Source organism: Oceanispirochaeta sp. M1 (genome assembly GCF_003346715.1).
Classification (GTDB): Bacteria; Spirochaetota; Spirochaetia; order DSM-2461; family DSM-2461; genus Oceanispirochaeta.
This window is the reverse complement of sequence record NZ_QQPQ01000071.1, coordinates 1-13,738: the sequence shown is the minus strand read 5'-3', so window position 1 is coordinate 13,738 and position 13,738 is coordinate 1. Positions and strand designations below refer to the sequence as shown.

The 13,738-nt window shown below is 43.0% G+C and carries 17 protein-coding genes and 1 tRNA gene; 14 read left to right on the top strand and 4 right to left on the bottom strand.

Annotation, left to right across the window (positions count from 1 at the left end):
* Window positions 1-539: 539 nt before the first annotated feature.
* From DV872_RS27175 to DV872_RS26715, 9 genes are all read left to right on the top strand, one after another.
* Complete coding sequence (locus DV872_RS27175) at window positions 540-662, top strand: hypothetical protein (RefSeq protein WP_255526212.1); 123 nt, start codon at window positions 540-542, stop codon at window positions 660-662.
* 56 nt (window positions 663-718) lie between these two features.
* On the top strand, window positions 719-925 hold the full coding sequence (locus tag DV872_RS24720) for a substrate-binding domain-containing protein (protein ID WP_114632648.1): 207 nt from the start codon (window positions 719-721) through the stop codon (window positions 923-925).
* Window positions 926-1,151: 226 nt separating this feature from the next.
* A complete protein-coding gene (locus DV872_RS24715) occupies window positions 1,152-1,820 on the top strand; it encodes a TetR/AcrR family transcriptional regulator (protein WP_114632647.1) in 669 nt (222 codons plus the stop codon).
* A gap of 121 nt (window positions 1,821-1,941) precedes the next feature.
* On the top strand, window positions 1,942-4,755 hold the full coding sequence (locus DV872_RS24710; protein ID WP_158547172.1) for an RND family transporter: 2,814 nt from the start codon (window positions 1,942-1,944) through the stop codon (window positions 4,753-4,755).
* Complete coding sequence (locus DV872_RS24705) at window positions 4,745-5,485, top strand: outer membrane lipoprotein-sorting protein (RefSeq protein WP_114632645.1); 741 nt, start codon at window positions 4,745-4,747, stop codon at window positions 5,483-5,485. The genes DV872_RS24710 and DV872_RS24705 overlap by 11 nt, the downstream gene beginning before the upstream one ends.
* Window positions 5,486-5,547: 62 nt before the next feature.
* Window positions 5,548-6,777 (top strand): hypothetical protein, encoded by a 1,230-nt coding sequence (locus tag DV872_RS24700; RefSeq protein ID WP_114632644.1) that lies wholly within the window; start codon window positions 5,548-5,550, stop codon window positions 6,775-6,777.
* Between the two features lie 63 nt (window positions 6,778-6,840).
* On the top strand, window positions 6,841-7,971 hold the full coding sequence (locus DV872_RS24695) for a hypothetical protein (protein ID WP_114632643.1): 1,131 nt from the start codon (window positions 6,841-6,843) through the stop codon (window positions 7,969-7,971).
* A 166-nt stretch (window positions 7,972-8,137) separates the two neighbouring features.
* Entirely contained in the window at window positions 8,138-8,281 is a 144-nt protein-coding gene (locus DV872_RS26720; protein WP_158547171.1) for a hypothetical protein, read from the top strand.
* A 195-nt stretch (window positions 8,282-8,476) separates the two neighbouring features.
* Window positions 8,477-8,647, top strand: a complete 171-nt coding sequence (locus tag DV872_RS26715) for a hypothetical protein (protein ID WP_158547170.1) — start codon at window positions 8,477-8,479, stop codon at window positions 8,645-8,647.
* A gap of 17 nt (window positions 8,648-8,664) precedes the next feature.
* Here DV872_RS26715 and DV872_RS27350 read toward each other — a convergent pair whose 3' ends face one another.
* Both DV872_RS27350 and DV872_RS26875 read right to left on the bottom strand, forming a co-directional pair.
* Entirely contained in the window at window positions 8,665-8,868 is a 204-nt protein-coding gene (locus tag DV872_RS27350) for a diguanylate cyclase domain-containing protein (protein WP_114632641.1), read from the bottom strand.
* A complete protein-coding gene (locus tag DV872_RS26875; protein ID WP_171832172.1) occupies window positions 8,807-8,980 on the bottom strand; it encodes a hypothetical protein in 174 nt (57 codons plus the stop codon). The genes DV872_RS27350 and DV872_RS26875 overlap by 62 nt, the downstream gene beginning before the upstream one ends.
* Window positions 8,981-9,313: 333 nt before the next feature.
* Between DV872_RS26875 and rlmN the strand changes: the two genes are divergently transcribed.
* The 3 genes from rlmN (at window position 9,314) to DV872_RS24670 (ending at window position 10,929) form a co-directional block, all read left to right on the top strand.
* Window positions 9,314-10,351 carry a 23S rRNA (adenine(2503)-C(2))-methyltransferase RlmN gene (rlmN, locus tag DV872_RS24680; protein ID WP_199563538.1) on the top strand — a complete coding sequence of 346 codons (1,038 nt, stop codon included), beginning with the start codon at window positions 9,314-9,316 and terminating at the stop codon, window positions 10,349-10,351.
* Between the two features lie 6 nt (window positions 10,352-10,357).
* On the top strand, window positions 10,358-10,780 hold the full coding sequence (locus DV872_RS24675) for a DUF2141 domain-containing protein (RefSeq protein WP_158547169.1): 423 nt from the start codon (window positions 10,358-10,360) through the stop codon (window positions 10,778-10,780).
* A 65-nt stretch (window positions 10,781-10,845) separates the two neighbouring features.
* Window positions 10,846-10,929: transfer RNA gene (locus DV872_RS24670), tRNA-Leu, on the top strand.
* A 57-nt stretch (window positions 10,930-10,986) separates the two neighbouring features.
* On the opposite strand, the gene DV872_RS24665 is transcribed toward DV872_RS24670, so the two are convergent.
* Entirely contained in the window at window positions 10,987-12,018 is a 1,032-nt protein-coding gene (locus DV872_RS24665; RefSeq protein WP_114632639.1) for an integrase core domain-containing protein, read from the bottom strand.
* A 162-nt stretch (window positions 12,019-12,180) separates the two neighbouring features.
* Window positions 12,181-12,474 (bottom strand): helix-turn-helix transcriptional regulator, encoded by a 294-nt coding sequence (locus DV872_RS24660; protein WP_114632638.1) that lies wholly within the window; start codon window positions 12,472-12,474, stop codon window positions 12,181-12,183.
* A 298-nt stretch (window positions 12,475-12,772) separates the two neighbouring features.
* Between DV872_RS24660 and DV872_RS24655 the strand changes: the two genes are divergently transcribed.
* On the top strand, window positions 12,773-12,994 hold the full coding sequence (locus tag DV872_RS24655; RefSeq protein ID WP_114632637.1) for an addiction module protein: 222 nt from the start codon (window positions 12,773-12,775) through the stop codon (window positions 12,992-12,994).
* A 5-nt stretch (window positions 12,995-12,999) separates the two neighbouring features.
* The gene (locus DV872_RS24650; RefSeq protein WP_114632636.1) at window positions 13,000-13,293 is read left to right on the top strand and encodes a type II toxin-antitoxin system RelE/ParE family toxin; all 294 of its coding nucleotides are present in this window, start codon (window positions 13,000-13,002) and stop codon (window positions 13,291-13,293) included.
* Window positions 13,294-13,738: the final 445 nt, after the last annotated feature.

Below are 13,738 nucleotides of genomic sequence, written 5' to 3'. Positions count from 1 at the left end.
AATGTGGAATAAGCACTGTCCCCGGCCAGGCATTTACTACCGGAAAAAGATACAGCAATTGCCTTCGAATCAGTTTTGCATCCCCCATAACTGATGAGACCAGGAAAGGTGTTATTAAATTAGGACAGCTGATCAAAGAACAAAGAGAAGATTTATAGGGTTGATCTCTCAGAATACTGGCGAAATATGTCTGCCCATATCAGAGTCATTATCCACCAGAAGTGTTAACAATTTGCCTCTGATTGCCTTTATGCGATGTGAAATAATCTGATTGACTATTAAAATGGAGCTTTCTATTTCTGTACGGTCAGCATCATATAATAATCCCACAAATAGATACTGGATTGTTTTCGGAATACTGCAATCTGCATTCCATCTCTTTCAGACATCTGTTGTACCTCTGTGATTAAGTAACATGTAAACAGTTTTCATAAGAATAGTTTGTATAGAAACAGTTAGTATAGAAATATATATAATACTACTAATATTATAAGTCAACGCACATAGTAAAAACCAACGAGCGTAACGGTATCATACAGATGATAGAGCATCTGATCTCTCAGGGACACAGGGAACTGGCCATGCACGGAGGTATCAGAGGTATGATCCCTGCGGACCTCAAATTCCGGGTATTCAAGAATCCAAGACGAAACACGGCCTGAGAGTTCGTGATGAATGGTTAATAACAGATGGTTTTTCTATTTAACCCGGGGAGATTATGATCGATAAAATCCTCAGTATGAAAGAGCGTCCCTCCGGTATCCTCAGTATTAATGATTTTGTTGCGATCGGAGTTTTGAGAGGGGGATTTAAAGCAAAAGTCAGAGTGCCCGAATATCTATCTGTTACCGTATTTGATGATATATCCATGTTTGCTCAATTTTACCCGACCATCTCTACTTCAGTCATAATTATGCTTTCATAGCACAGAAAACCATCAATGATCTTTTGAAAATCATGGCAGGAAAGAATAGACCCAGAGAAACTGTACTTCCTATGGAATTGGTTTTAAGGGATCCACCGGATCTGTTTGATTTCAGGTCTTTTATCGTTTGGCAGTCATTTAATTTATGTTGATGAAAAAAAATCTTGACAATAAATAGGAAAGCAATTATAAATAGAATGAACGGTCTACCTATGAAGGAGTTCCTATGTCCCCACGTATCTCTGCCGGATCAGAGAATGAAACCTATAAAAGTATTCTTTCTGTTTCTGAACGGCTTTTTGCAGATAAGGGTTTTGATGCTACCGGAATTGACGAGATTGCCCGGGAGGTGGGGATTACCAAGTCTGTCATTTATTATCATTTCAAGAACAAGAGTGAAATACGGAAAGTTTTGATTAACCGGTTTATTCAGGAAACAATGGGGCTGAAGAAGATGAGTGCAGAGCATCAGGTCCGGGAATCGAATATTGATGCCAATCATTTCATTCCTATAATGATTCAGTTTCTGAAAAAAAGAGAGCGGATCATCCGAATTATGATGGCTCAGACCATGACAGCCGAAAGTGCAAATCCGCTATTTAATTTTTGGGATAAAAATGTGGATATTGCGAAAGATTACAGGCAGAAACTGTTTGATGAATCCCGGGACACCCATACTAAGGACAATTTCCTGGAAGTGTATTTTTTCACTCTAATCCCTATATTCAGCTATTTTGCCTTTGCCGACAGCTGGTGTCGTCACTATGATATGGAAAGAAAAGATACGGATGGTATTTTTTCTGATGGTCTTCTGGCATTTTATAATGAGTATCTGACACCGCGGTATTTTCCCTCTGGCTGGGGAAAATCCGAGACAACGGATGATTCAGATTAATAGACAAACCTGGGAGGTTTTTTTACCCTTTTAGTAGACCGAACGATCAATCTATTTAAGTTGTTAGTAGATCGAACGTTCGGTACACTGGTGTTTTATGATGAACGAATGGAGGTGTTTTATGAAGAAAGAAATGAATCCGATTTCTACATTTCTGGCTCGGTTTGTGACTGGTCGACCCGGATGGATTCTATTGGGATTTTTTCCACTGCTTGTACTGGCTGTTTTAGCTGCAGGAAATATCGAATCGAAGACGGATCTTCAGGACATGCTGCCTGAGGATAATTCTCAGGTAATTGCCTATAACAGGATCGATGAGATGTTCTCCGGCGGAGCAACAGCAATTGTCACTATAGAAGGGCAGGACAGAAAAAGAATGATCGCTGCTGCCCGGGATGTGGTCTCTGCTGTACGGAATGATGAGATTCTCATCCCCCTGACCCGGGCTGTCAATTTCGGGTTGGATGAGGAGTTTTTATCACACTGGGGGCTGATGATGCAGGACCCAGATGATCTGGAACGGACTCTTGACCAGTTCCGTCGAACAGACCTGCTCTCATTTTTCACGGCCCTCAATGACAGTGTAGAGGAATCATGGACCGGTGATGATGCAGAGGAAGACCTGGAGACTTCCCGTCAGGAGTCTGATGCAGTGGCCTGGATGAATCAGATGGATCTCTCCCTCAGTCTTATCAATTCATTGCTGTCGGGTGATGAAGGTGAAGATTCAGAAACAGCAGGCCGGGAACTCTCCCGTATTCTGACCCTGGGAGATCTCTACGGATTTAATGATGACGGCACCATGCTGATGCTTACAATTCTACCGGACTTCAATATTGTTGAGTTCGACAAAATCCTCACAATGATGGAAAGGCTGAAAGGGATACTGGCGGAAGTGAACAGCAGGTATCCGGATGTGACATTGGCTTATACTGGAGATATTCCCATTCAGGCTGATGAGCAGGATGCTCTGGGATTTGACATGCTGGTTCCTGCATTGGTTGCCCTGGTGCTGATTTTTATTCTCTTCCTTGCCTCTTTTTCCCGGATACGGACTATCCTGTTTCTCTTTATTTCACTGATAGCGGGCATCATTCTGACATACGGTTTTGTGGGTATTACTGTTCGTCAGGTGAATATGCTTACAAGTATCATGGCAGTTCTCCTGGTAGGGCTCGGTGTTGACTATGGTATACAGGTGGCCTCCAATTATTATGGATTCCGCCGTAAGGGTATTGCAGTCGTTTCGGCTATGAAGCAGACCTATGAACGGGCCGGAGTGGGGATCATTCTGGCTGCTCTGACGACATCTGTTTCTTTTTTTGTACTGGCCGGTACCGGCAGTCAGGCCTTCAGACAGTTCGGTTTTATTCTGGGATCGGGCATCCTTTTCTGTCTCTTGGTCATGATAGTTTTGCTTCCCGCATTGATCGTTCTGGCAGACAGCCGGATGGAGAAGCGGATGCTGAAAAAGAAGACGCATTTTAAATACCGGGAACGCCGTATTGTTGAATATCATTTTCTGATCACTATAGGGTTGTGGACAGCACGCAACCGGAAACCTGTTTTACTGATTGGCGCTGTAATAACAGTTGCTCTGTTTTTCACTGCCATGTTTGGACTGAAAATTGATTATGACCTCATGTCCATGGAACCACAGGATATGCCATCTATCGTGCAGTACAAAAAGATCATGGATGCTTACGGGATCACTCCGTTTCAGTCCATGTTCATTGCCACTGACATTGAAGAAGCCCGATGGATCACCGATGAACTGGAAAAAGAACGACTGGTGGCTGATATCGTTTCTGTCGCGGATATGATTCCATCAGTGGACGAGCAGAGAGAAACACTGGCTCTGCTGGCACAGATCCGTGTAAACCCGCAGCGTTATGATCTGCTGCCATGGACGAAGGAAAATGTGATTGCTCTGGCCGATCAGATTCAGCGGCTGGAATGGAATATGATAGAAATGGCCGACCTTTCAGTGGCGGGACTGGGAGAAGGAAACCGCATTCAGATCCGTCGGGATGCTCTGATCCGGGAGATCTTCGGAGCGGAAACCGGTCGTCCGGGAAAAGAAATTTTCCAGACACTCATCAGCCAGCTTCTATCCGATCCCCTTCTGGCTGCCTCCGGACTGACAGAACTGGACAAGTCATTCGCTCCCGCTCTGGATGAAAGAATCCGTATCATGACCAGTCCTGACCGGCCAGTTACGGTAGAAGATCTTCCAGATGATATTTACCGAATGTTTTTTGCCGAAAACGGTATAACCAATCTAGTTTATATCTACCCCAGGAACGGGATTATGGACAACGCTGAAACCATGACGGGATTCAATGACCGTCTGGCCCGGATTCATCCTGGAATTACAGGTTCCACCCAAATTGGTATTGCCTGGATGGATGAAGCGGTTCAGGCCACTCTTCTTTCAGGTGTGTTTATCTTTCTGACCGTATTGATCTTTCTGGGATTCACGATGAGACGTGTTCATCTGGTCGTCAGAGCGATCACACCCCTTGTAGTTGGAATTATCTGGATGCTGGGGCTGTATGTTCTGATGGGACAATCACTCAACTTTCTGAACCTGGTGGTGATCCCTCTGGTTATCGGTATGGGAATCGATTTTGGAATTCATCTGACCCATCGTAATCATGTGGAGGCCTCAATACGGGAAACCTATAGGACCACCGGTAAGGCTGTCTTTCTTTCTGGGATGACCACACTGATAGGATTCGGTTCACTGGGGCTGATCGGAAAGTTCCCCTCCATCGCCTCCATGGGAACCATTCTGGCTTTTGGTATTGCGTCCTGTCTGGCTGCGAGCTATCTGATTCTTCCAGCCATTCTGGATAATTCTGAAGATCCGGTCAATACCGGTGAAATACAAATGGACAACGAAATAATGAAGGAGATCTCATATGAAAAATAAACCTGCAATAATGCTGAGCTGCTTATACTGTCTGCTTCTGAATCCTCTATTTTCTCAAACAGCTGATGAAATCATTCTGGAGATGGATCAACGGAGTTTTGTGGAAACCAGCAGCTCAGAGATGCTGATGCTGGTTTATCCGGATATACGGAATGAACGTGATGTCAGACGCTACAGCTTTAACGGTAAAGGACGGGGGAATGATTCCTCTGTCATGGTATTCACTGAACCCCGCAGTCTGAATGGTCTCAGCCTTCTCTCTCTGGGTGATGATCAGTGGATTTACTTTCCATCTACAGGACGTGTCAGGAAAATAGCTTCCAGATCCAAGGATGACTCGGTTCAGGGAGTAGGAGGTGATTTTTCCTATGAGGATCTAAGTGCCGGAGACTGGCTGGAAAAATACTCTTTCTCTCTGATTGATGGAAACCGGAAAACCTGGACACTGGAAGGTATTCCAAGAAAAATTTCCACCTATCGGCGAATCCAAGTTGTGATCAGCAAAGACCGGTATCTTTTGGAACGCGTCCTTTACTGGATTGATGGAGAGGATGCTGCAAAGGAAATGTTCATGGACAATTTCAGGACCATAGACGGCCGGGATGTTCCCGGCAGAACAATCATGACTGATTACCGGAAAAAGTCCCGGACGGTGATCGAGATGCAGGATGCCAGTTGGAATATCTCTCTGGATGAGGGTGTGTTCAATCCCAACCGGTTCTGGAAGTGAGATGCTGTATGAAACAAATTCAATTGATACAGGTTCGGCCGTTCGGCCGGATCCTGACAGGAATGTTTATATTTGTGCTGTTCTTTACTGGGGCGGGGTGCTTCCCTCTTTCTGCGATAAATACTGGAGATGAATCCCCTTTTGATCTCTATGGATATCTGATAAATTATGCCGGGGCGGAGCTCAAAACAGGAAATCTGGGTTATGTCCTTTATTTGCGCCTTAAGGGGGATTGGAACCCCCATGAGAATCTTTCCTTTCATCTGGAAACCGCCTATACGGGCAGTCTGGGGAACCAGAATGTGTGGGCCATTTACAATGATTACGGACTCCTGCCTTTTGATCCGGCGGATATCCCGACTTTCGATTATGTTCAGTCATTTGATGTGGATCATGCCTGGGCCCGATGGACAGCTGGTTCCTTTGATCTGCAATTTGGGAAGATCCCTATTGCATGGGGAACTGGATATGTGTTCAATCCCAGCTCACGCGCCCATTCATCCGCCTTTCTGGATATTGTGAGAGAAGAGACTCCCGGGACCTTTGCTATCGCTCCCTCCTGGGCCCCCTCCTGGTGGCTCTCTTTGGAAACCTATGCAGCTTTTCAGGAGAAAACCCACAAGAGCCTGGTGAAGCTGTCCGACGGCCATGTGTCCAACCTGCCCTGGGGAGTCCGTCTGAAGACTCTGGTCGGTCCGGCGGATCTGGCTGTCGGTGTCCTGCGAGAAGTGGCTGACTATTCCGGAGAAGGTGAGTCCGAGGACGGATACTACGTTCTTTTTGACAGTATTGTCACCTTTCTGGGAATGGGAATCTATACGGAAAATGCCTTTCTCCTCCCGGATGCGGGGGAGAAAGGCTGGACTGCCTGGGAAGCACTGGAAGGAGTGCTGGGGGTAGAGTGGCCTGTACCGGGAGTGGATGTGATCATCCGGGGTGAATATTTCCATCAGGGCAGTGGAGTAACCGATAAAAATGCCTATAACATCGCAAATTTGTTTTCCGGACGTCAGGCTCTTCTGGCAGAAGACTACTTTTTTGCCGGGGTAGAGTGGGGATTCCTGACAGACGGCCGCCTTGATCTGGCTTCTCTGATCAATCTTAATGACGGATCAGCAGCCTTTATCCCCATACTCTCCTGGGACTTTTTGACCGACTTCACTGTTCAGACAGGTGTATATCTCTTTCTGGGTGAAAAGGACACGGAGTACGGGGGAGAGACAGTTACAGCTGCAGGGAGCATTGATATGACTCAACCACAGTATTTCATCCGGATGAAAGCATCTTTCTGAGATAATATTTTCTAGACAAACCCTCTGGACAGGTGTATAAGGATATCTGTTCGGAGGTACTGCATGCGCACAAAAAAAGCATTCGGAGTTCAGACTGTTTTTCTATTGATTCTTCTTATGGCTGTACTCGTTCTGTTCGGCCGGGAAATGGGCCTTTCCAATTTCTTTTCCACCATTATGGCTACGGCCCATGATCTCCTGCTCAACACGGTGTTTTTTATAATGGCGATTACTGTTCTGTCCGGAGCCTTCGGCAGCTTTCTGGCGGAATTCGGTGTCCTGGAACTGCTTAACTGGATACTGGCTCCGGTAATCCGTCTCATCTGGAAAATGCCCGGTGTGTCCGCCATCGGAGCTCTGAGTACCTATATCTCCGATAACCCGGCTATTATCGCCCTCTCCAAGGATTCTCACTTCATGGAAGGATTCAAAGAGTATCAGAAACCGGCTCTGGCCAACTTCGGTACTGCTTTTGGCATGGGGCTGATCGTCACAGCTTTTATGATGTCTCTGGGATTCTTTCATGAAACCTTTATCGGCAACCTCGGAGCGGTTGTAGGGTCAATCGTATCCACTCGGATCATGCTGTATTTTACAAAGAAAGAACTCGGCACAGGAGAAGATGAGTCTGTTACCGAACGGTCTGACAAAAGACCCATCGGCCGGGAGATTCGGGACGGGAACATCTTTCAACGGCTGCTCAGTGCCATCCTTGAAGGAGGAAAAAACGGTCTGGATATCGGTTTTGAAATCATCCCCGGGGTTCTTGTTATCTGTACTCTTGTCCTGATGATGACATTCGGCTCGGGAGCGGAGGGCTATGACGGTTCAGCCTATCAGGGCGTTCCAATTCTACCTCTACTGGGGAAGGTCCTGTATTATCCAATGAAACTGCTCTTCGGTTTCAAATCTCCCGATGCCATTGCCTTTCCGATTACAGCCCTTGGAGCGGTCGGGGCCGCCCTTGCCCTGGTTCCCCGTTTTCTGAATGAAGGCCTGATTTCCGGAAATGATATAGCTGTTTTTACTGCCATAGGTATGTGCTGGTCCGGGTATCTGTCTACCCACATTGCCATGATGAATTCTCTAGGATTCCGGCAGCTGACTTCCAAAGCCATCCTGTCCCATACAATCGGGGGACTCTGTGCCGGAGTTTTTGCTCATTACCTTTATGTTGTAATCCATTTGTTTTGATATCCCTGCGTTGACCTGCATGGGGATGTATGTAAAAAGGTATTCAGATTTTTATCATAGGAGACGCCCCCCGGAACAGCCTTGTTATGAGAGGCGAAGCTGGAACTGTAATAAAACCACAATATGACAAACTCAATTATTACCTATTCAGGTGAGTTGTGTCCGTATGGTTTATTACAGAATCTGTCAGAGGGACATCGAAATCCACTGTATCGATATCAATAAGAGTCTGATGAACAACTCAAGTGAGATTGCATTGTCTCTGGATTACACGGGAATGCATTTTCATACCTGTGATATCCTTGCATAATGGTCCGGTAGATCTCACATATTCTCCGCATGCCTGTGATACTGCTACCGACAAGGCTTTGTATCTGTGATTGAAACTTAATGCCCGGTGTATCCTGTCGGTTTCCTGCTGTCAGCACAGCCTGAAGAAAAGCTTTAAGAATCAGGTACTGAAAGGAGTGACCCGGTTCAAATCTTTTAAGACAAAGTGCTTTATATGGTGGCAGATACTCTGAGAGCTCATCTTCTGGAAATGAAAGGATACAGGGTCGATATCTTTGATTTTGTATCCAGCCGGTACACAGACAAGAATGTGATGATCCGGGCGAAAAAGAACGGACGGTCCGTACCTGAATCTCTTCTTGAGGATTATGCCAAGAGTTCTTGACCTGCCATTATCAGATATCAATCAAAGGTCGTGTATCTGTTTTTACCGGAATTCTTGCTGCAGTACATCGCTTTATCAGCATTCTTTATCAAGATTTCCAGATTATTTCCATGATCGGGAGACAGAGCAATTCCGATACTGCAGCTTACAGTAATGTTGTCAGGTCCACTCTTGAAAGGGATTATGACTGTTGATAGTATCTTCTCCGATACAATGTCCACAGCCTTTGATTTCTGTCATTTTTCTTGTGTTAATATCTTCATGAACTATCACATAATTTCGAATGACTCCCGTAAAGACAAATAACAGAACAGGAATCACTATACTCTTCATAATGTTCCTCCGGGATATTTATGGTACACACAGCCTACCCAAAGATAAAAAACCAAAACAGATACAATTTATTGACTTTTAAACCACAACAGATACCCTTCAGCTTTTTGAGGATGCGATTGAATGTGGAATAAGCACTGTCCCCGGCCAGGCATTTACTACCGGAAAAAGATACAGCAATTGCCTTCGAATCAGTTTTGCATCCCCCATAACTGATGAGACCAGGAAAGGTGTTATTAAATTAGGACAGCTGATCAAAGAACAAAGAGAAGATTAAACACAGCAGCCTTTTACTGACTTGCTCTCAGCAGGACTTCTCTCTACACTACAGAGATGAGTGAACAGAAAAATGAAATGACAGCCCTTCTCGGGCAGAGTCTTGAAGATATAAAAGAGATCTGCAGCAGTCTGGGAATGCCGAAATTCACAGCAGCACAGATAACAGACTGGCTATATAAAAAAAGAGTTTCTTCTATTGAAGAAATGACAAACCTCTCTAAAAAAAACAGGGAACTCCTGGAGTCCGACTACTATGTAGGTCGTACTGAACCTGTAGATCAGCAGAAATCAACAGACGGAACCATCAAATATCTTTTTTCAGTTGAAAACAATCTCCATATTGAAGCAGTTTATATACCCGACAACGATAGAGCTACCCTATGTATATCTTCCCAGGTGGGCTGCAAAAGAAGCTGCAGCTTCTGTATGACAGGAAAACAGGGACTTCAGGGACAGTTAAGCAGCGCCGAAATACTGAATCAGATCTTCAGTCTTCCTGAATTTGAAACACTGAGTAATGTTGTCTATATGGGGATGGGAGAGCCTCTGGACAACCTCGAGGCTGTAATGAAATCACTTGAAGTTCTAACTGCCGAATGGGGATTGGCGTGGAGCCCGAAAAGAGTGACACTTTCCACCATAGGGATTGTTCCAGCATTAGAACAATTCCTGGAAAGATCACAGGTTCATCTTGCTGTAAGTATGCATGATCCCTTTGCTGATGAAAGAGAAAGTTTCATGCCTGTTCAGAAGGTCTATCCCATAGCGAATGTGATAAAGACTCTTAAACGCTATGACTTCAGTAAGCAGAGACGCGTTTCCTTTGAGTACATACTATTCAAGGGTATAAATGATAGCAGGGAACATGCTGATGAAGTTGTAAGACTGGTGAACGGGCTGAAATGCCGGCTAAACCTGATCCGCTTTCACAGCTTTCCCGGAGCACCCTTTGATGGATCTGATGATCAGGCAATTTTCAAATTTCAGGACCGCCTGAAAGCAAAGGGAATTACCTGTACGGTCAGAGCATCACGTGGCCAGGATATCCTGGCGGCATGCGGTATGCTCAGTACTGAAAAAAACAAGGAGTAATAAATTTTGAAAAAGATCCAAATTTTCTTAATATTCTGCATCGTAGCAGGCACTCTGTCAGCCAATGACTGGATCATTACAATCAAGGGAATTGAATATGAAAAAAAAGGGAACCTGCTTCTTGCTGTATACTTTGGAGAAGAAGGATATATGGACCGTAGTAAGATTATCTATAAAGAGTCAATTCCTGTCTCATCCGATGAGATTCAGTTCACAGTCAAAGATCTGACTCCCGGAGAATACAGCTTTGCCATCCTTCATGATGAAGATGGGGATAATAAAATGAAAACAGGTGCTATTATGCCTAAAGAAGGATTTGCCTTCTCTGGAAAAAAACAACCGGCCGGAAGGCCTCCCAAATATAAAAATGCATATGTAACATTGGATTCTGAGGTAGTAGAAAGCACTGCACAGATGAAGTATTACTGACAAGCTTGCAGAGAAGCTACATTGACAGATCATTTTCTTTTATGTAGTATCCGAGAGTACCAATTGCCTGGATGGTGAAATTGGTAGACACGCTAGTTTCAGGGACTAGTGCTCGCAAGGGCGTGGAGGTTCGAGTCCTCTTCCAGGCAAATTGAATTTAAAGCTGTAGAGTCGCGTGGTGTATTTTAATACATCCGGGCTTTAAATCAGGCTGAACTTCTGAAGTAATGATGATGTGTCCCGGACAATATTGATTTTTTTCGTATTGAGCCACTTCTTTCAGAAATATTCTCATTCGGAATTCTATTGATCCCTTGATGTGGCCGGAAGTTATTATAATAATGTACAAATTCTTTAACTATTTTTTGAACCTGTTTTTCGGTAAATAGAAGAAAATGATCCAGAGCTTCTCTCCTAATCGTACCAATAACTCTTTCGACATGAGCATTCATGTTTGGCGCATATGGTGAAGTATTAATTCCAGTTATTCCATATTGGCTGAAATCGATAGTTGTAAATTGAGCTGCATTGTCGTGGATAAGATACTTTTTATCTGGATAATCATATGAAAAGTCAATAATTCTCTGTCGAACAAATTCCCGGGTAGGATATTCTGTTAAATCAAACTTTACAATCCTTCTGGATTTTAATTCCAGGATTACCAATATGTAAAATCTCTTGCCAAATAAAGTATCAATAGTAAAAAAATCCATGCTGTAGAGTGAGTTCCAATGAGCCTTAAGAAATTTTTTCCAACAACCTACGGGCTTCAATTGACCATTCTTCCTAAAGGTTTGCAGGATCTTATTAACAGTAGTGAAATGAACATCAATGTCTACTTTATTCAATTCATCTGAGATTTTTCTGCATCCCCAGAACCGGTTATCTTGCTTCATTTCTAGTATTAGATTTTTTATGTCTTTCTTTATATATGGTCTTCCCTTTTTCCTGTTGTAAAATGTCCACCTCTTTCTGATAAATTGTCTCTGCCATTTCAGGAGAGTTTCCGGTCTCACTATTGATAGATGTAGAAGAGCACGTCGTGAAAGCTGCCCAATTATGGAAAGTATAAATCTATCTTTCATTTTGAGATTTAATTTTTGATTATTAACGATAGAATGTCGCTTCAATATTTCGTTCTCTTTTTTGAGAAGCAAAATAGTGAATATGATATCCTTTTCCTTCTTGAAGAGAAGTGAAAATATAGTTTGAAGCAGATAAACGACGAATTTGAACATTCAGGTATTCTAAAGAAAAAGTGGGAATGTGGAAAGTTTCTGTATTAACTTTATCATCACAAAGAAAGACTTTCGGATGTATTAAAATACACCACGGGGTTGGAGACGCGCATAATACTGCTAAATCAGATAATTTATTGTCAGTTCGGGAAATAAACTCTACTATATAATTTCATTAAATCGAGGGTAAAAAGTAGTTTTTAAAATCTCAGAACTTATACTGAGGTATCCAGCCAGTCTCTCAGCCATCTTATCTGAGATGGTCCTTGTTCCCGCTTCCATCAAGGCTATCCCGGATCTGTTTCCAACACCTGCCAGTGTGGCGAGTTTTGTTTGTGTAAGACCAGCATCCAGTCGAGCAAACTTCAGCATTTCCCCGGGGGTCAGTTGCTCTCTTGCAGCTTTTCCCATAGAGCGAGTAATCTGTCCAGTCAGTTCTTCCTCTACTACCAACATATTTCACCTCAATTAACCATATGTCTTTTTTTTTATCGTATTGCCAGGTTGCTAATCAGTCAAGTGCAAAAGGCTGCAGATGTACACCTCCGTCCCTCTTTTCTCTGATATTTATTAAAGAAATTACTCTTTTGGTTTAATATTAGCCCTGTTAAGGAGCATTAGAAACCTTGGATCTTTGTAAAGAGGTTTTTATTATTAGCTCTGTATACTTTCTTTATCATTTTTCTATGTGAACAGTAGTGAAATATGATAGAATAATGAGGTAGGTTTTGATAAAAAAAGAGGTAATATAATTATGGCTGTAAAAGTTAAGCAGGTTATTGAAGATGTAAAGCAATTAAGCGCACAAGACAGGGCACTAGTTGCGCATTGTTTAATAACTTCACTTGAAGCTCCTCAGGAAGAAACTGTTGACCATGCATGGGCGGAATTGGCCGATAGAAGATATTCAGAACTTATTTCAGGTGATGTAAAGCCAGTTAAGTGGGCAGAAATAAGAAAACAGGTAGTAGGATAGTGTAAGTGCCCGAATTAGTATTTCATCCTGATGTATCACTTGAAATAAAAGCTTCGTATGATTGGTATCAGGAGAAGGTTGCTGGTCTAGGTGAAGATTTTTTGAATGAGCTTGAACCGGCTTATCAGGTTATTATTGAATTTCCAGGAACATGGCCAATATTTCAAAATGGTTTTCGAAGATTCTTGCTTGCCAGATTTCCTTTTTCCATTATTTATCGCGAAAAAGATAATGTTATTTATATTGTTGCAGTTATGCATAATAGTCGAAGACCCGGGTACTGGTTGGAACGATTATAGATTAATTCTGTAACCTCCAACCCCCTTTTCCTCTTTGATAGTGTGTTGTATCCAGTTTTTTTTACTAATATTTGTAAGGAAAATTACTCTTCAGATGTACACCTCCGTCCCTCTTTTCTGCTATAGCCCGAAACAATTTCGCTGCAACGATTCTGTTGCTATCTGACAAGCTATGGGCACTACTGAAAAGGATTGGTACAAAGAGAAAATATATGAACCATAAAAACAAGGAGTAGGATTTTAATGGCTACAAAAAAATATTGGTGAATTGCTACTAAATAATCTATACTCTAAATAAGATAGTTCTAGTATCAATTACTCAACTTTCGCAGTTGTTAATTCCTTTCAATAAAAAGAAATAGGCAAGATTGCTCAGATAAAATATAATAAAATAACCAAATTTTTAAAATTATCGGAGCAAAACTGCCATGAATAATACTGTAAT

Coding starts and splice junctions, on each gene's coding strand:
- DV872_RS27175 (WP_255526212.1), top strand. CDS start 540: ATGATAGAGCATCTGATCTCTCAGGGACACAGGGAACTGGCCATGCAC.
- DV872_RS24720 (WP_114632648.1), top strand. CDS start 719: ATGATCGATAAAATCCTCAGTATGAAAGAGCGTCCCTCCGGTATCCTC.
- DV872_RS24715 (WP_114632647.1), top strand. CDS start 1,152: ATGTCCCCACGTATCTCTGCCGGATCAGAGAATGAAACCTATAAAAGT.
- DV872_RS24710 (WP_158547172.1), top strand. CDS start 1,942: ATGAAGAAAGAAATGAATCCGATTTCTACATTTCTGGCTCGGTTTGTG.
- DV872_RS24705 (WP_114632645.1), top strand. CDS start 4,745: ATGAAAAATAAACCTGCAATAATGCTGAGCTGCTTATACTGTCTGCTT.
- DV872_RS24700 (WP_114632644.1), top strand. CDS start 5,548: ATGTTTATATTTGTGCTGTTCTTTACTGGGGCGGGGTGCTTCCCTCTT.
- DV872_RS24695 (WP_114632643.1), top strand. CDS start 6,841: ATGCGCACAAAAAAAGCATTCGGAGTTCAGACTGTTTTTCTATTGATT.
- DV872_RS26720 (WP_158547171.1), top strand. CDS start 8,138: ATGGTTTATTACAGAATCTGTCAGAGGGACATCGAAATCCACTGTATC.
- DV872_RS26715 (WP_158547170.1), top strand. CDS start 8,477: ATGGTGGCAGATACTCTGAGAGCTCATCTTCTGGAAATGAAAGGATAC.
- DV872_RS26875 (WP_171832172.1), bottom strand. CDS start 8,980: ATGAAGAGTATAGTGATTCCTGTTCTGTTATTTGTCTTTACGGGAGTC.
- rlmN (WP_199563538.1), top strand. CDS start 9,314: ATGAGTGAACAGAAAAATGAAATGACAGCCCTTCTCGGGCAGAGTCTT.
- DV872_RS24665 (WP_114632639.1), bottom strand. CDS start 12,018: ATGTTCAAATTCGTCGTTTATCTGCTTCAAACTATATTTTCACTTCTC.
- DV872_RS24660 (WP_114632638.1), bottom strand. CDS start 12,474: ATGTTGGTAGTAGAGGAAGAACTGACTGGACAGATTACTCGCTCTATG.
- DV872_RS24655 (WP_114632637.1), top strand. CDS start 12,773: ATGGCTGTAAAAGTTAAGCAGGTTATTGAAGATGTAAAGCAATTAAGC.